Annotated in this window: 10 protein-coding genes; 5 read left to right on the top strand and 5 right to left on the bottom strand. The window is 49.0% G+C overall.

The window, feature by feature from the left end; genetic code table 11:
- Positions 1–9: 9 nt before the first annotated feature.
- The gene (locus NG833_RS08875; RefSeq protein WP_254564934.1) at positions 10–255 is read right to left on the bottom strand and encodes a hypothetical protein; all 246 of its coding nucleotides are present in this window, start codon (positions 253–255) and stop codon (positions 10–12) included.
- A gap of 13 nt (positions 256–268) precedes the next feature.
- On the opposite strand from NG833_RS08875, the gene uvrB reads away from it, so the two are divergent.
- The 5 genes from uvrB (at position 269) to NG833_RS08850 (ending at position 6,317) form a co-directional block, all read left to right on the top strand.
- The gene (gene uvrB, locus NG833_RS08870) at positions 269–2,278 is read left to right on the top strand and encodes an excinuclease ABC subunit UvrB (protein WP_254564933.1); all 2,010 of its coding nucleotides are present in this window, start codon (positions 269–271) and stop codon (positions 2,276–2,278) included.
- 114 nt (positions 2,279–2,392) lie between these two features.
- A complete protein-coding gene (locus NG833_RS08865) occupies positions 2,393–2,959 on the top strand; it encodes a Uma2 family endonuclease (RefSeq protein WP_254564932.1) in 567 nt (188 codons plus the stop codon).
- A gap of 93 nt (positions 2,960–3,052) precedes the next feature.
- Entirely contained in the window at positions 3,053–3,277 is a 225-nt protein-coding gene (locus NG833_RS08860; RefSeq protein ID WP_254564931.1) for a hypothetical protein, read from the top strand.
- A gap of 94 nt (positions 3,278–3,371) precedes the next feature.
- A complete protein-coding gene (locus tag NG833_RS08855; protein WP_254564930.1) occupies positions 3,372–3,740 on the top strand; it encodes a DUF2237 family protein in 369 nt (122 codons plus the stop codon).
- Positions 3,741–4,289: 549 nt separating this feature from the next.
- Positions 4,290–6,317 (top strand): acylase, encoded by a 2,028-nt coding sequence (locus NG833_RS08850; protein WP_254564929.1) that lies wholly within the window; start codon positions 4,290–4,292, stop codon positions 6,315–6,317.
- Positions 6,318–6,588: 271 nt separating this feature from the next.
- Here the strand turns inward: NG833_RS08850 and NG833_RS08845 are convergent, their stop codons facing one another.
- The 4 genes from NG833_RS08845 to NG833_RS08830 all read right to left on the bottom strand — a co-directional run bounded on the left by NG833_RS08845 (position 6,589) and on the right by NG833_RS08830 (position 18,533).
- Positions 6,589–7,362 carry a thioesterase II family protein gene (locus NG833_RS08845; RefSeq protein ID WP_254564928.1) on the bottom strand — a complete coding sequence of 258 codons (774 nt, stop codon included), beginning with the start codon at positions 7,360–7,362 and terminating at the stop codon, positions 6,589–6,591.
- A gap of 65 nt (positions 7,363–7,427) precedes the next feature.
- Positions 7,428–8,828, bottom strand: a complete 1,401-nt coding sequence (locus tag NG833_RS08840; RefSeq protein WP_254564927.1) for an aspartate aminotransferase family protein — start codon at positions 8,826–8,828, stop codon at positions 7,428–7,430.
- 81 nt (positions 8,829–8,909) lie between these two features.
- Positions 8,910–14,690: a non-ribosomal peptide synthetase gene (locus tag NG833_RS08835; RefSeq protein WP_254564926.1), complete on the bottom strand. Its 5,781-nt coding sequence runs from the start codon at positions 14,688–14,690 to the stop codon at positions 8,910–8,912.
- Positions 14,691–15,122: 432 nt separating this feature from the next.
- Positions 15,123–18,533, bottom strand: a complete 3,411-nt coding sequence (locus NG833_RS08830) for an amino acid adenylation domain-containing protein (RefSeq protein ID WP_254564925.1) — start codon at positions 18,531–18,533, stop codon at positions 15,123–15,125.
- Between the last annotated feature and the right edge of the window lie 19 nt (positions 18,534–18,552).

Here is an 18,552-nt window from a genome sequence, read left to right as displayed (position 1 = left end):
ACAAATAAATCATCCTTGCTTTGATGCGATCGCACCTAACAAGGCTCTTTTAGCCCGCGCAGGCACCGCTTTGTCCGTGTAGCCCCAGGCTTGAGCCTGCGGGTTTTTTGAAGGTTTTATTTTTTGGAGTTCCCTTAGAGGAGTGCGTTCGCACTCCTCACCGGATCCGCGAACGCACTCCCAAAATGTACGCGAATAACTGTGGGAAACGCTATATTTCCCTCCACAACCTTCTACAATAGGAAAAGAACTCATCCTCAATCCGACTATGCAACCCTTTCGTCTGGAAGCGCCTTATCAACCGACAGGGGACCAACCCCAAGCGATCGCCAAACTGGTTCAAGGTATCCAAGGGGAAAAACCCTTCCAAACCCTCTTAGGTGCCACGGGAACCGGCAAAACCTTTACCATTGCCTCCACCATCGCACAAGTGGGGAAACCCACCCTTGTCCTGGCCCATAATAAAACCCTCGCCGCCCAACTTTGTAACGAATTGCGGCAATTTTTTCCCCATAATGCCGTTGAATACTTTATCAGCTATTACGACTACTATCAACCGGAAGCGTATATCGCCGTCACCGATACCTATATCGAAAAAACCTCCTCGATTAACGATGAAATCGATATGCTGCGCCATTCCGCCACGCGATCGCTCTTTGAACGCCGGGATGTGATTGTCGTCGCCTCGATTAGCTGCATTTACGGGTTAGGAATGCCGACGGAATACCTCAACGCCGCCATTCCCTTACAAGTCGGACAAGAACTCGAACCCCGACAACTCTTGCGCGACCTTGCTGGAATCCAATATCATCGCAATGATGTAGAAATGGGTCGCGGACGCTTCCGGGTCAAAGGGGATGTCCTAGAAATCGGACCCGCCTATGAAGACCGGATCGTCCGCGTCGAGTTCTTCGGAGATGAAATCGAGGCCATCCGCTACGTTGATCCAGTTACCGGCAGTATTCTCGCCAGTTTGGATACATTAAGTATCTATCCAGCGCGTCACTTTGTTACCCCCGATGACCGTTTGGAAGCAGCTTGTCAGGCGATCGAACTGGAACTAGAAGACCGCCTCCAGGAACTGGAAAAAGCGGGAAAATTAGTCGAAGCACAACGGATAGAACAACGGACTCGCTATGACCTAGAATTGCTGCGAGAAGTGGGATATTGCAACGGCGTAGAAAACTATTCCCGCCACATGGCCGGACGGGAAGCGGGAGACCCCCCAGAATGTTTACTGGATTATTTCCCCAAAGATTGGTTATTGGTGGTGGATGAATCTCACGTCACCGTCCCGCAAATTCGGGGAATGTACAATGGCGATCGCGCCCGCAAATTGGTCTTAATCGAACATGGATTTCGTCTCCCCTCTGCTGCCGATAACCGACCCTTAAAAGCAGAGGAATTTTGGGCCAAGATGAATCAATGTATCTTCGTCTCCGCCACCCCAGGGGACTGGGAAATCGAACAATCTGCGGGAGAAGTCATCGAACAGATTATCCGACCCACCGGAGTGGTAGACCCAGAAATCTATGTCCGTCCTACGGAGGGTCAAGTGGATGACTTGTTAGGTGAGATTAAAGACCGAGTGAAACGCAACGAACGGGTTCTGATTACCACCTTAACCAAACGCATGGCGGAAGACCTCACGGAGTATTTCCAGGACCGGGGAATTCGGGTGCGTTATCTGCACTCGGATATTAATTCCATCCAACGGATTGAGATTCTCCAGGACTTGCGGGAAGGGGAGTTTGATGTATTGATTGGGGTCAACTTGTTACGGGAGGGATTAGACTTACCGGAGGTGTCTCTCGTGGCGATTTTAGATGGGGATAAAGAAGGATTTTTGCGATCGCATCGGTCCCTGGTCCAAACCATCGGACGCGCCGCCCGTCATATCCGGGGACAAGCGATCATTTATGCGGATAACATGACTGACAGCATGACCTTGGCGATCGAAGAAACCGATCGCCGTCGCGGAATACAGATGGCTTACAATCAGATGCATGGCATTACCCCCACAACGATTATCAAGAAATCCAGTAATGCCATTTTGGCCTTTTTAGACGTTTCGCGCCGCTTAAATGCTGCCGCAGCCGATGGAGTGGATTCCCTCACCCTCGCCCTTCAGGAATTGCCCTTAGAAGATATTCCAGAAGCGATTTCTAAACTGGAACTCCAGATGAAAGAGGCGGCCAAAAAGCTGGAATTTGAGGAGGCGGCCAAATTTCGCGATCGTATTAAGAAGCTGCGAGATAAACTCGTCGGTCATTCCTGATCCAATCCAGGTTAAGCGGATGGAAAACTCCATCCGCCTAACCTTAACTGCCGGATAATTCAAATCATGAAATCATGAAATGAGCACTGAAAAACAACTCAGGATATCTTCTCTATGAATACCATTAGCCTCAAGATTCCTCACCTGACCCCAGAAAAATTTGAGGAAATTTGTCAAGCGAATCAAGAGTTACAGTTAGAAAGAACGGCCACCGGAGAACTGATCGTCATGCCACCCACAACTCCTTGGACGGGGAATCAAAATTTCGGACTGATCGTCCAACTGGGAATCTGGATTGAGAACAGCGGATTAGGCAAAGGATTTGATTCTTCCACCGGGTTTACCTTACCCAATGGTGCAGTGCGATCGCCCGATGCCACCTGGGTGAGCGATCGGCGATGGCAGACTCTAACTCCAGAAGAACAGCAAACCTTTTCCCGCCTCTCTCCTGATTTTGTCATCGAGTTGCGATCGGGTAATGACTCTCTGGAAAAACTGCGAGAAAAGATGCAGGAATATATTGACAATGACGTGCAACTATGCTGGTTAATCGATCCGATCCGCAAGCAAGTAGAAATCTATCGACCCAAGCAGAATGTAGAAATATTGGTCTCGCCCAACTCCCTATCTGGGGAAGACATCTTACCCGGGTTTGTCTTGAATTTGAATAAAATCTGGTGAAAAAATTCCCGGGAAACCGGAGGCGACTGCTGGGTAAAACCATGCTAAAATTAGACTTCATTATCAGGATTGTTGTTTATCCCTCGAACCTTCATGGCAATTACTAGAACTGAAGCCAAACAGTTATTAGAACGGCTAATTTTTGACGAAGAACATCCCCGAGAATGGGTGCAAGATGTCTGGGAGATGAGTCCCACCCTGGGAGAAACCGCCGCTAAATTATGGGATGTTTATGAGGCGATCATTGAGTGCTGTCCCGAAGAAAAACTAGAGAATTTACTGCACAGTCTCTATCAAGCTTCTTTAGAAGAATCATAAACCTTTATCATTTCAATAACCGGAACCCTTGTCAACGGTCAGGTAATCCGGCTATTCTAGGAAGCAATTTACATCAAATGGAGAATAGGCACTCGTGACGGAAGCAACCAATGTACTGGGGGGAAAACTGGAAAATTGCTGCACCTCCCCGATGACCGGATATTATCGAGATGGAAAATGTAACACCGGAGGCGGAGACTACGGTGCTCATGTCGTTTGTGCACAAGTCACCCAAGAGTTTCTCACCTTCACCAAACTGCGGGGAAATGATTTGAGTTCCCCGGTTCCCCTGTTTAATTTTCCGGGCTTAAAACCTGGCGATCGCTGGTGTTTGTGCGCCTCTCGCTGGAAAGAAGCCCTTGATGCCGGAGTCGCACCCCCCGTTGTCCTCGCTGCCACTCACATATCCGCTTTGGAGTATGTCTCAGAAGAGGAACTCAAGCAATATGCGCTAGAGGAATAAAGTAATAACTGACCCGAGAAACGGTGCATCTATAGCAAACGTTCGTAGTGACTCCTTCAGCGAGTCAAAAAAATGTCACCCCTAAAGGGGTGACTACAAACGTTCGTAGTGACTCCTTCACCGAGTCATCTTCATGGCATCCCTAAAGGGGTGACTACAAACGTTCATATTGCTAAATATTATCAAAAATTACATAGACAGTTGAGACCGTTCTATCACCCCCCAACTCTCAGAATTCCAACAGTGCTAGGGCCAAGGTTCCTAAAAACCCAGGCAAAAACCCCCTAAATCAAGGCTTGACCCGGAATTTTCCCCCAGATAGCACGGTGGGGCTTCCTGGGCTTATAGAAAATTTTTGCCAATAACGGCTTGACAGGGGCAGGCGGGTTAGGCTAAATTAACTTAGCTGATGAAAATTTTTCTCAATAATATTAAGGCTGGTAAAAATTTTGAGTCAATCTAGCGAGGTTAATGGATAATCGGAATCGGCGGCATTTACGGCGAAAACTTAGCCAAGTTTTGGCTTTTTTATTCAGTTTAATTTTTGTAATGACAATTAATTCTACCACCCCAGCAACGGAGAACAATTCCACAGAAATTCTGTGGGATAGCTATGGCATTCCCCACATTTTTGCCCAGAATAACCCAGACTTATTTTATGCTTTCGGTTGGGCGCAAATGCAGAGTCATGGCAACTTATTGTTACGATTATATGGTCAAGCCCGAGGACGTGGGGCAGAATATTGGGGAGAAGACTACTTAGAGCGCGATCGCTGGATACATACAATGGGAGTTCCGGACCGCGCCCCAGACTGGTATGCCGCGCAAACCCCGGTATTTCGCACCTATCTCGATGCCTTTGCGGAGGGAATTAATGCCTACGCGGCACAACAGGGCGACTGCCTTGATGAAGCAGTCAAAGTGGTGCTACCCGTGACGGGAGTGGATATTTTGGCCCATCTTCAGCAGGTTTTGAATTTTACTTTTGTTGTCAATCCCCAAGAAGTGAGAGAACGGCTAACCAACCCCGAAGAAACTCCCGGTTCCAATGCCTGGGCGATCGCACCAAGGCGATCGCAAAGTGGTCATACATTGCTCTTAATCAACCCCCATCTGCCCTGGTCCGACTTGTATCACTGGTATGAAGCTCAACTCAACGCCCCGGGAATCAATGCCTCTGGGGTCGCCCTGGTGGGCATTCCCGTACTCAGTATGGCATTTAACGATGAAATAGGGTGGGCGCATACAGTGAATACCCACAAAGGCTGGGATTTATACGAACTCACCCTAAAAGAACAGGGTTATCAGTTTGATGGAGAAGTGCGAAACTTTGACATCCAGGAAAAAATCCTGTCAGTCAAACAGGAAGATGGATCGCAGGTGAACGTTCCTCTTGAAGTCAAACAGTCTATACATGGACCGATTGTAGAAGAATCCGAGGGCAAGGCGATCGCCCTGCGGGTGGTGGGATTGGATGCACCTGGCGCGCTAGAGGAATGGTGGACTATGGCAACTGCTACCGACCTCGCCGGGTTTGAAGCGGCCTTAAAACCCTTGCAAATTCCCATGTTTACCGTCATTTATGGCGATCGCCAGGGACATATTCTGCACCTGTATAATGGTCAGGTTCCCGTGCGTTCGGGCGGCACTTTTGAGGAGGGATGGGAGATTCTTCCGGGGGATACTTCGGCCACCTTATGGACGCAAATTCACCCCTATCAAGACCTTCCGCGCCTCCTTGACCCCCCAACAGGATGGTTACAAAATGCCAATGATCCGCCCTGGAGTACAACCTTTCCCCGGGCGATCGCACCGTCAGACTATCCCTCCTATATTGCGCCCTCAGAACTGTCCTTTAGAGCACAGCGATCGGTGCGAATGATTACTGAACGTGAGAAAATGACCGTTGATCGCCTGATAGAATACAAACATTCTACCCGCATGGAACTGGCCGATCGCATCCTGGATGACTTGATTGATGCGGCGAGAGAGAGTGATTCAGACTTAGCACATCAAGCGGCAGAACTGTTTAGTCGTTGGGATCGTCATGCCAATAGCGAGAGTCAGGGGGCGGTTTTATTTGCCCTGTGGGTCGGCGAAATGGAACTTTCCGAACTCTTTGCTACCCCCTGGAATCCGGATCAACCCCTGAGTACCCCCACGGGACTCGCCGATCGCGACTGGGCGGTTGAGGTCCTAGAAGCAGTTGCCCAAGAAATGAGCGATCGCCTCGGGAGATTAGATATACCTTGGGGAGAAGTATTTCGCTTTCGTTTGGATGAGTTAGACTTGCCTGCCAATGGCGGATACAGCTTTCTGGGACTGTTCCGAAACATCTGGTTTGAGGAAGCGGAAGATGGACGATTTGCAGCAGTGGGTGGGGATTCCTATATTGCGGCAGTCGAATTTGGCGACTCAGTTCAAGCTAAGGCGGTGTTAAGTTATGGGAATTCTAGTCAACCAGATTCCCCCCATAGAACGGATCAATTTACCTTATTTGCGAACCAACAATTGCGTCCGGTTTGGCGATTGCGATCGGATATTCTTAATCATTTAGAGTATCAAGTGAATCTATAAAAACTAGACCTGTCAAGGTGGTCAATTTAATAACGAAAAATCGTGATTTCTTGTAGGGGCTTCGATGCCCGGAACCCTTTGTAGGGGCCTGCACATTGCGCCCCTACAAATAGTTTACAGGGCTAGTTGCTGGTGCAAAATGTAGAGGCGATTCGCGAATCGCCTCTACAGGGGCCTGCACATTGCGCCCCTACAAATACACCTTAACAGGGCTAATCTATAAAAACCCACAGCTAAAATTAATCCACTCTAAAAGAGCGTCCTGCACCCTCTATCTGCCTAAACGAGTTATTCCTAATCCGGTGATTTGTTCAGAAATAGTAGCTAAAACCGGCAGGGGTTCAGACTTGATAAAGAAGTGGTCACCGGGGAAGATTTTTAAGGTAAATTTCTGACAGGTTTCTTGACTCCAATGCGAAATTTCTTCCGGAGTTGCTTCAGAATCTTTTAATCCGGCAAAGGCCGAAATGGGATAATTTAATGGGGGTTCGGCATGGTAATGATAGGTTTCATTGATGGCTAAATCTGCCCGGAGAATGGGTAAAAATAATTCCATGAGTTCGGGATTTTGCAGCAGGGTATCGGGCATCCCATTGTATCGCCGTAATTCTGCAATAAATTCGGGTTCGGGCAGTGGATGAATGGGAGGTGAAGCAGGACCACGATGAGGCGCTTCACGACCAGAAACAAATAGATGTACGGGTTGCGGATAGTTATGACGACGCAGATAACGGGCCCACTCAAATGCCACTAATGCACCGACACTATGCCCGAACAATGCAAAGGGGCGATCGCAATAGGGAAGTAAGTGATAGCTGAGGGTTTCTATCAAAGGGGAAATCTGGGTAAACAGAGGGTCACTAAGGCGATTTTCTCGTCCAGGAAATTGCACAGGAATCACTTCAATATCCGGTGCTAATTGAGCCGTCCAGGGACAAAAAATAGAAGCACCCGCCCCGGCGTAGGGAAAGCAAAATAAGCGGAAATTAGCATGAAAATTCGGTTTAAAATAGGGAATCCAAGGATTAGCAATGGTTCGATTCATTTGTACAGATAAAGTCTCCAGTTAACTTTGTATAGGGACAAGGCAGTGCCTTGTCCCCATGAATTTTAACCGATAGCAGTCAACTCAGAAGGATTCTCTGCCGGTGTCGGTAAAAAACCACCTTCTTGCAATTGAGTGACACTATTTTTAACGGCAGTGATGATAAATTGTACATCATCATCACTATGGGCAGTGGATAAGAATCCATTGCCACCGCGAATCATCACCCCGTGAGAAAATAGGTGATAAGTGAGTAATTGCATCGCCATTGAAGGTCCTGAATTGGTTGTGTTTCCGCCGGAAACTGGGCCAAAAAGCGAGCCAAAATTGGTCATCCGAATGGGGACGGCATCCTTGATAAAGTAGGCATTTAATTCAGCAACAAAGTCCGCAGTGCGTTGATTTAAACGGTCCTGAAGGGCTGACCCTTCTGCTTTGAGATGGGTTAAGACTGCTTTTGCTGCTGCGATCGCCAGGGGATGTTTGCAAAAGGTCCCGGCAAAAAAGGTGGGTTCTACGGATGGATAGGAATCATCGCCATAGTTCCAGGTTCCCCCATCAATTCGGTCCAGATACTCGGCTTTTCCGGCAATAATTCCAATCGGCATTCCTCCCCCTACTATTTTACCATAAGTGGCGATATCTGCTTGAACTCCAAACCAGGCTTGGGCACCGCCGGGGTGAATCCGAAATCCGGTGACCATTTCATCAAAAATTAAGGCAATTTCTGCCTCTTGGGTCACTTGGCGGAGTTGTTGTAAAAAGGCTTTGGGTTGCAATTCGGGACGGCGACTTTGGACGGGTTCGACGAGAACAGCGGCTAATTCGTGAGCGTGATTTTTGATGATTTCTAAGGAGTCGGGATGGTCATATTCCAAGACTAAAACATCCGAGATAAAGTTAGAAAGGATGCCAGGAGAGAGGGGGGCCGCATGAGGGGGAGAATCTGGGGAAGCAACAGCAAGCGTGCCATCAAAATGACCATGATAGGAACCGGAAAACAGGGCAATTTTAGGACGTCCTGTTTGCGATCGGGCTAACCGAATAGCAGTCATGACAGCTTCGGTGCCGGTATTACTAAAAGCAACTCGTTCGGTTTGGGTCATTTCGGCAATCATTTCCGCCACGATTCCCGCATCTTCAGATTGAGGACCAAGTTGTATTCCTTTAGCGAGTTGTTCTTGAATAGCGGATTGGATAAAGGGAGGATTGTGACCGAATAAATTCACCCCAAATCCCATTGTTAGGTCTACATATTCATTGTCATCTACATCCCAAATCCGAGAACCTTGGGACCGTTTAGCGACAATCGGATAAAAGATTTCTTTAAACGGCATGGGAAACTGACCCCCGGCCCGAATATCGGCTAAAACTGGGCGATAGGTTTGGGCCATTTTTTTGGAGGTATGGGTGCGCTGAATGTAGTTGTGAGCGAAGTTTCTTAGATACTGTTGTTGTTCGTTCATGATGGTGTAGATAGGATAGTTTAAGGGGGATAACCAGCGAAAATTACATCCCGCTGGTTGGTTGAAGAATGAGGTGACTGGTTAAACTCGCGCTGGTTTTTGAGCGTTTGGTAAATAACCCGAACGGACCAAATAGCTGAAGTAAGTGATTAGCAATTTTTCACCCACGGGAGGACAGGTAATATCCGTTCCTTGCAGTGCAGTTTGGGTATTGCGATCGCCGATTTCCAAGGGAGAGGAAGTGGCAGTGCGATCGCCGCTTCCGCTATCAGAGAATACCGACAGCAGGGGATAGAGTGCATTATCGGTGGAATTTGCTGCCTGTTGATGCAACTGTTCCCGCCATTGGGGATAAGTTACGGGTTCTAAGGGATAACCCTGCGATCGCACCCAGGAGACAAATTCACCCCAAGGCAAGGTTTGGGAATTGACCAGATGGAAGTTTTTCCCCATAGATTCCGGTTGTTGAGAGAGGTGAACAATCGCCCGACTCACATAGTCCACGGGCACCATTTCCACTTCTGTATTCCAGTTTGGAGCACTTCCCAGTTGGATACAACCTCCGATAATCCGATGGACAAAATCATTGATATTGCAAGCGCCGGTTTGACTATGACCCGTAATCCGTCCGGGTCGATAAATGTTAATGGGGAACCCGCGATCGCGTGCCGCCATTAACAGTTTTTCCGCTACCCATTTACTCTGAATGTAACCTCCCTCTAAATGGTCTATATTTGCCAGTTCATCGTCTTCTGTTGCTGTTGAATCAAACAATCCCACCGTAGAAATAAAATGCAGCGGTTTGAGCTTAATTTGATTGGCTAATTTCAACAGATCCAGGGTGCTTTCCACGTTAGCTGCTTTTACTGCTGAGTAAGGATAGGTGAAATTGACCAATGCGCCATTATGATAAATCACATCAATTTGATGAGCAAGGGCCTGGAATTGTTCTGCCGATAATCCTAAACGGGGTTTAGCTAAATTACCGACGAGGGGAATAATTCGGTCCCCTAGGGAATCCCGCCATAATTTATATGTTTCGAGATTGCTTTGAATCCGTTTTTTCGCTTCTGCTGCATTAGAAGCACGAACTAAACAATAAATTTCTGCGCTGGTTTTTTGCAGCAGTTCTTCCAGCAAAAATGCCCCTAAAAATCCGGTGGCTCCCGTTAAGAGAATATGAGCCGGATTGGGATTGAATTGGAACGTACCAACGGGAGAAAAACTGCCATTAAGTACGATTTCTGCTTGAAAATCTACGAAACTAATATTGACTACTGGGGACTCTTGTTGAGTGGCCCGTTCAATTTGTTGAGCTAATCCGGCGACAGTTGGGACAGCGAATAAATCCCGCAAAGGTAGGTCTACGGTAAAAGTATCCCGCACCCGGGAGGAGAGTTGGGTAATCAGTAAAGAATGTCCTCCTAAATCGAAGAAGTTATCCTCTATGCCGACTTTTTCTAGCCCTAAAATTTCGCTCCAAATTCCGGCAATTTTCTCTTCTAAAATCGTGCGCGGGGCAACAAATGTGCCTTGCATATCCGGTCGAGAAGTATCTGGGGCCGGGAGTGCCTTGCGATCGACTTTGCCGTTGGGAGTTAGTGGGAGATGTTCTAAAATCACAAAGGCGGAAGGGACGGCATATTCTGGGAGTTTTTGTTGTAGGTATTGGCGCAATTCTCCCACCAGGTGACGCCGCTGTTGTCCCTGGAGGGGATTGTTGGTATAACGGTTCCAAGGTTGGATAGAAATGGGGTGATTTTCATAGAGGAGATCACCCCAACTTCCCTTAATCATGGGGGCGTTATTTGGGTGGATAAATAGGGTATCGTAGCTGCCGTCACGACTGGAATTCAGCCAACTGAAGACCGTTAAATATCCTAATTCTGTCCCTAATTTTGCCAAGTTTTCGGGGTCGATACCGATGCCTGAAATGGCCTGTTTTACGGCTTTTTGTAACCCATCAACGGTATGAATGTCCGATGAAGTGACAAGGAGTTCAACGGCTTTGATATCCCCTAAAACCCGGGCGTTGGGGATACTCCGGAGGGCGAGAATATTGGGTCGATCGCAATCGAGGCGATCGCGCAGGGAATCCAAGGTTAAACCCTCCTGCTGCCAATCCCACTCGGAATACTGAGGAACTGCCGGAGTTTCAGGACCTAGATGCAGGGTGACATCATAACGAAACTTGTTCAATTCGTTGTGATAAATCCCCTGTTTGGGTTGAATTTCTACCCGGCTAATTTGGGGAAACTGCTGCTTCAGTGCGCGGAAAAATTCCGGAGAAATTGCCAGTTCTTCCTCTTCAATCAGGCGCTTTTTGATACGCTGTTGCAGCTTTTCAAGGGAAAGGGAAGCGGGGGCTTGATAAAGCTCAATCGAGGTATTAAAGGCTTCTAACAGCGGGTAGCTTCGCAAGTCTCCCAGGAAAATCATCCCACCCGGGGCGACGGCATTTAGAGACCCTTCAATCACCTGTAACAGATAATCAACGGTGGGAAAATATTGAATAACGGAGTTAATAATGACCGCATCAAAACTCTGAGATTCAATGCCCTCAAAATTATCCGCCATCCGTTCTAATAGCTTGACTTGCGGCAAGTTTTGACCAGGTTGGGCCAACTGTTGCCGGATATGATTCAGGGAAGCAGGGGAAAAATCACTGCCCCAATATTGGGTACAGTGAGGGGCAATTTTAAACAGCATTAATCCGGTCCCGCATCCAATTTCTAGGACGCGGTTGGGCTTTAAATCCAGAATGCGGCTGACGGTATTGTTCACCCATTCTCGCATTTCCAGTTCGGGAATGGGTAGGCCGGTATAGCTGCTATCCCAGCCACTAATATTAAAGGTGGAATCCCACTGAGAATCGGTTTCATTGAAGTTTTCATCATCATGGACGACTTGCCATTGGGAAAGGCGTTCCTCAATCAGGGTAGAGACTTGAGACTCCAAATTAAACTGGGGATTTAGGACGAAATAACTCACGAGTTGTTGAAGATTGGGGGTATCTTCTCGGCAAACTGCGACGCTTTCCCAAACCGCAGGATGTTGGGCTAAAGTGGCTTCAATTTCCGACAGTTCAATCCGATATCCTCGCAGTTTAATTTGGCGATCGCTACGTCCGATTACCTCCAATTTACCATCGGGCAGCCATCGCCCTAAATCCCCGGTTTTGTAGAGGCGGTCCCCTGGAGAAGTGCTAAAAGGATGGGGAATAAATTTTTCGTTTGTGAGTTCGGGACGGTTGAGATAGCCTCGCGCCAACCCTTTCCCCCCGATATGCAGTTCCCCGGGAACACCGATGGGAACAGGTTGCAAGTGCGAATCGAGAACATAGATTTCTGTATGGGGGAGGGGATAGCCGATGGGCACTTCTCGGCCATTACCAGCCTCTACCTGGGACAAATCGCACTTGGCTGCCACAATGGTGGTTTCCGTGGGTCCGTAGGTATTCAGGAGTTGTACAGTTTTGCCGACTTGTTGCTGCCAGGTTTTCAGGCGATCGGGAAGGGCTTTCTCACCGCCAATAATCACCATTCGCACCGCTGGGGGCAAAGTGAGGTTTTCAGCCGCTAGACGTGCGGTGAGTTCGTGCCAGTAGGCGGTAGGCAGATTCAGCACCGTCATCTCCCAATCCTGGCACTGGTGCAAGAATTCAGCGATGGATTGAATCATCGTTTCGGTTCGCAGAATCAGGGTTGCGCCACAAGTGAGACTAGGATAGATTTCCTCTGCACTGGTATCGAAACTGATGGAGGCGAACTGTAACAAGCGATCGCGCTGGGTAATTCCGTATTCGGTTTGGGCGACTTGGGTATAGGCAACTAAGGCCCGGTGAGGAACAGCTACGCCTTTGGGTTTGCCGGTTGACCCAGAAGTATAAATCACATAAGCTAAATGGTTCGGAGTGACCGCAGTGAGAGGATTCTCAGGGCTATATTCAGAAATGGCCTGCCAATCCGCATCTAGGGCAATCGCTTGGGCGGATAAGGGGGTAAATTTATCCCGGATCTGCTGCTGGGTGAGCAAAATCGGCACGGCGGCATCTTCTAACATCCCCTGCAAGCGATCGCGAGGATAGGCAGGGTCGAGGGGTAAATAGGCACCGCCTGCTTTGAGAATGCCTAAGAGTCCCACGAGCATTTCTAAGGAGCGATCGCAGCATAACCCGACCAAACTATCCGGTCCAACCCCTAACCCTTGTAAGTAATGCGCCAGTTGATTGGCTTTGGCGTTCAGTTCCCGATAAGTGAGATGAGCGTCTTGATACTGGACTGCCACCACATCCGGGGACTGGTTCACCTGGGTTTCAAATAAGTGATGAATGCAGGAATTTTCCAGGGTTTCGGGCTGCGATCGCCACCGTCCGGCATTACTCCAGTCCATCAGGAGTTGATGACGTTCCGCCTCGGTTAATAAAGAAATCTCACAAATTCTGCGGGTCGGATCCGCCACCATTGCTTCTAAAACGGTTTTTAAATACCCGAGCATTCTCACAATGCTCTCCCGTTCAAACAAATCCGTACTATACTCAATGGAAGCCGCCAGCCCCTCGGGATATTCAGTGAGACTCAAACTCAGGTCAAATTGAGTTGTGCCGCGTTCAATGGCGAGAGATTGTAAGGTGAGCCCCGGGAGTTCCAGGGTGGTGGTGGGTGCATTTTGTAAGACAAACATCACCTGAAAAATAGGCGATCGGCTTAAATCTCGTTCCGGGTGTAATTCTTCCACTAATTTTTCAAAGGGAAGGTCCTGATGGCTGTAAGCCCCCAGGGATACATCGCGCACCCGATGCAGCAATTCTTGAACCGTCGGATTGCCTCCCAGGTCCGTATGCAGGGCGAGGGAATTGACAAAAAAGCCGACTGCATCTTCGATTTCCGCCCGATTACGGTTGGCGATGGGTGAACCTACCACTATATTTTCTTGACCGGAATAACGGTAGAGTAAGGTTTTAAACCCCGCCAACAGGGTCATAAACAAGGTGACCCCTTCGGCTTTGGAAAGGGCTTTCAGGGCTTCCGTGAGGGATTTGGACAGGCGGGTTGATTCCGTCGCCCCTTGATAGGTTTGCACCGCCACCCGGGGGCGATCGCCGGGTAAATCCAGGGCTGCCGGTGCATTTTTCAGGTGTTGTTTCCAGTATGACAACTGGGCATCCAACACCTCACCTTGTAAATAACCGCGCTGCCAGACGGCAAAATCAGCGTATTGGATGGGTAATTCCGGCAGGGGGGAGGGTTTGCCTTGGGAGAAGGCTTGATACAAGGCGGCTAATTCTCGGATAATTACGCCGGTAGACCAGCCATCGGAGACGATATGATGGAGGGTAAATAAGACAATATATTCTGTATCGTCTAGCTGCAATAACGTCGATCGCAGCAAGGGTCCGGTAGTCAGGTTAAAAGGGGTCTGGGCTTCCCGGGTGGCAAGGCGCAACGCTTCCCCTTCCTGTTCCGATGGGGGAACCTGGCGCAGGTCAATCGTTGCCAGGGTGACAGGTTGCGCGGGGTTGATTATTTGCATGGGTTCCCCAGCCACTTCTTTAAAGGTGGTGCGAATCACTTCATGTCGTCTGACAATTTCAGTGAGACTCTGTTCTAAGGCGGGAATATGGAGAACTCCCGTCAGACGGATGGCGTAAGGCAGGTTATAAAACGAACTGTTGGGTTCCAGGCGATCGAGAAACCACAACCGCGCTTGGGAGAAGGAGGAGATAAAGGTATCTGTTGAACGCGGTTGACAGGCGATCGTATTAGTTGATGCCGTCCCCGGGTTTTTCTGTTGCAATCGTTGCAGCAATAACGCTCGTTTTTCAGGAGAAAGGGAGGCAATGCGTTGAGAAATATCACTCATGATTTTTAGGGGATAAATACTGGTATGTGGAAGACCCGCAGGCTGAAGCCTGGGGCTATACGGACGAAGCCTGCCTGCGCAGGCTGAAGAGTACAATAGGTTTTTAACAACCGAATTGGGATGATTTATTTTTTGAAATATCCCAACTGGGTAATAATCCCAAATTCGGCTGTTAAAAGTTAGCTTTTTTCTAGTTAGCCCGCGCAGGCGGGCTTTGTCTGTGTAGCCCCACCCTTTAGGGTGCGGGTTCTTATGCTAGGAAGCAGCTAACAGAGATTGCACCTCTTCAATCGAATTGGGATAATTTATTTTTGTAAATATCCCAACTGGGTAATAATCCCAAATTCGGCTGTTAAAAGTTAGCTTTTTCTAGTTAGCCCGCGCAGGCGGGCTTTGTCTGTGTAGCCCCACCCTTTAGGGTGCGGGTTCTTATTAGGAAGCAGCTAACAGAAATTGCACCTCTTCATCAGAGATTTGCTCTAATTCGGCTAGGGTTTGCGCCAATAAATCGCTATCGGCTTGTTCTGCTAATTTCTGAGTAATAATTAAGGAAAAATCCTCAATCGTGGGAGTTTCAAAAAAGTGCATTAACGGCACATCAACTTCAAAAGATTGACGCACCCGAGACATGACTTGAGTGGCTAATAAAGAATGTCCGCCCAAATCGAAAAAGAAATTATCTCGAATCCCCACGCGATCGCAGTTCAACACCTCGCGCCAAATTTGAGCCAATTGTTCCTCAGTCGCCGTCCGAGGGGGGATAAAAGTATTCCCAGGTTCCAGATGTTCTGGGGTGGGTAATCCCCGGCGATCGACCTTGCCATTGGGGGTTAAGGGTAGCCCCTCTAGGACCATCACCGTTGCAGGCACCATATAAGGCGGCAGTTTCTCACTCAGGTACTGGCGCAGTTCCTCAGCCAGTTCCGGAGTAGGCGCATCTTCGGGAACTACATAAGCGACTAATTGCTTGCGATCGGCTTGATTGCCAACCGCTATAACCACCGATGCGCGGACTGCTGGATGTTGCATCACCGTCGCTTCGATTTCTCCGGGTTCGATGCGATGTCCCCGAATCTTCACCTGGAAGTCTACACGGCTCACAAATTCGATATTGCCATCGGGTAAATAACGTCCCATGTCCCCTGTGCGATACAGGCGTTCGCCGGTTCGGGGATGGGTGATGAAATTTTCCCGGGTCTTTGCTTCATTGCGCCAGTACCCTTGGGCGAGTCCAACCCCGGCGCAATACATTTGCCCGGGAACCCAGACGGGGCGGTCTTCTAAAGCATCATTTAAGATGTAATACCGATTATTGGCGATGGGTTTGCCATAGGGAATACTTTTCTGTTGCGGGGCGACGGTTTCCACGGGATACCAGATGTTCCAAATTGTGGTTTCCGTAGGGCCGCCAATACTGACTAATTGCACATTCGGCGCAGCCGCCTTCAGGCGACTGGGAAGGGCAACGGGTATCCAATCTCCCCCCAAAATCGTCAGTCGTAAGTCAGGAAAAGTGAGAGTCGGCTGGTTATGGGTATATTCCAGTAACATTTCCATCATGGCGGGAACAGAGTTCCAGAAGGTGACTTGTTCCTGTTGCAGCAACTGTGACCAATGGGCTGGATCTCGCCGGTGGACTGCATCGGGAATCACCAGAGTCCCCCCAGCAGCCAGGATGCCGAAGATATCAAAGACCGAGAGGTCATGATGTAGGGCGGTTAAGGCGATCGCCCGGTCGGAGGCAGTAATCTCAAAGCGCTGGTTTGTCGCAATGACCGTATTCACAACGGACCGATGGGCGATTGCCACCCCTTTCGGTAAGCCTGTAGACCCAGACGTATAAATCACATAAGCTAAGTCATCCCCTGTATTTACCGAGGGCAATGGTGCAGAATTGGCACTGGATAAATCTTGTCCATCTACACAAATCGGCTGAATTCCCGCAGGCAATACCCGAGTCCCTAAAAGTTTAGACTGAGTGAGTACCTGCTGCACTCCCCCATCCTGTAACAGATAGTCGAGGCGTTCTTGGGGTAATTCCGGGTCGAGGGGTAAATAAGCCGCCCCAGCCGCTAGAATGCCCAATACAGCGACGATTTGCTCCCATCCCTTTTCCATGAATACCGCGACTAGGGTATTGGGTCGCGCCCCTAACTCCCGTAACCGATATCCCAAATGTTGCGATCGCTGGTAGACTTCTGCGTAAGTGAGGGTACAATCGGAGGTGGTGATGGCAACTTGTTCCGGTGCTTCTTGCACGCGATCGCAAAATAACTGATACAGAGTTATATCAGGCATGGGGGCATCGGTGGCGTTGATGGCAGCACGTTGCTGGAGTTGTTCCTCGGGAACCAGCGACTGGCCAATTTCCTGCCAGCCTTCCTCTCCCTCAGCAAGGCGACTGAGTAGCTGACTATAGGCTTGAAACATCGCTTCTACCACCCCAGGGGCGAATCGATCCTCTACGGCGTCAAAGTTAAAAATTAACGCACCATTACTCTCACGATACATAAAATCGAGCCAGACTTGCGGGGTTTGAGCCAGACTATAGGCGATCGCCCCCAAGTCTACCGGGGCATCAACGGGGGTGGTTTCCTTCCCGTTCACATCTTGGGGAGAACTGGTAAACACAATCGGCATGGTGACTCCCAGAGTATTCCCTTGATACCTTGCCAGTTCTCGCAGGACCCGCACCCCACTCACATATTGATGTTCTAAATCTTGCCAGAGTTGCTGTTGTAAGCGCTTTGCCCTCACTTCAAAGGAGTTGGGTTCGGAAAAATCCACCTCCAACAGGGTAAAGGAGGCGAATTCACCGATCAGGTGAGTGACTTGGGGATGGAGGGGAAAGCGATCGAACCGGGGCACATTAATCGTAAACCGGGGATTTTTGCTCCAGGTTGCCAAAACTTCCGCGTATGCAGCTAGTAACAATCCCGCAGGAGTAACATTTGCTCGCGCCGCCCGGGTTTTGAGTTTTTGCCAAATCTCTGCATCTAATGTGGACCGACGGCGCACAAACTGGGAACCCTGGGGCGCTGCGCCAGTGTTGGCCAGGGGCAGTTCTGGGGCCGGGGGTAAAGTGGGGATGCGTTGTTGCCAATAAGTGAGGGATTTCTGATAAATCTCCGAGGTTTGCAGGTCTAGCAATCCTTGCACATAATCTCGAAATGACAAGTCTAGGGGAGGGAGTGTACAGTCTGGATCTTGGTAGAGTTGGATCAGTTCTTTGGATAAGATTTGGTAACTGCGGGCATCGAAGAATATCCCGTCGATACTGATATGGAGACGATAGTGGCGATCGCCTAGCTGGGAGGCGCAAATTTCGTATAAGGGCCAGCGGTCCGAGGGAATGACTTGATGAGAGAGGCGATCGCGCACTGCTTGCAATTCAGCCGCAATCACCTCCTCAGATTTGCCCCGTAAATCCACAACTTTAATCTCGTAGGGGGGGAGATTTTCTAAGATTTGCTGTTGACCATCCGGCAGCACAATTGCCTTGAGCATATCATGACGCTCAATCAACCGTTGCCATGCCCGATTAAAGCGGTCTAAATCTAAATTTTGACTATCGGTTTCAAAATAAGCATGAATCGACACATTGCCCGATTCAAAAAAGCTATTTCTGCCAATCCAATAGGCTTGCTGCATATCCGTCAACGGAAAAGGCCGATGCCGCATTTCCGGATTTGGGGCAATTTGAGGCAGGGATTTGGCAGCCTCTCGTTCCTGATTTTCTGATTTATTAACCGCAGTCAATTGACCGCGCAACCGCTGGGCTAATAAGGCTTGTTTAGCGGCAGAGAGTTGAGAGCGTTTTTCGGCGTTGATAGGTTCAGACATGACATTATTTAGGAATAAA

The organism is Oscillatoria sp. HE19RPO (assembly GCF_024220515.1).
Lineage (GTDB): Bacteria > Cyanobacteriota > Cyanobacteriia > Cyanobacteriales > Laspinemataceae > Laspinema.
Note: the sequence above shows the minus strand (reverse complement) of the source record. Positions and strands in the feature narration are given on the sequence as shown.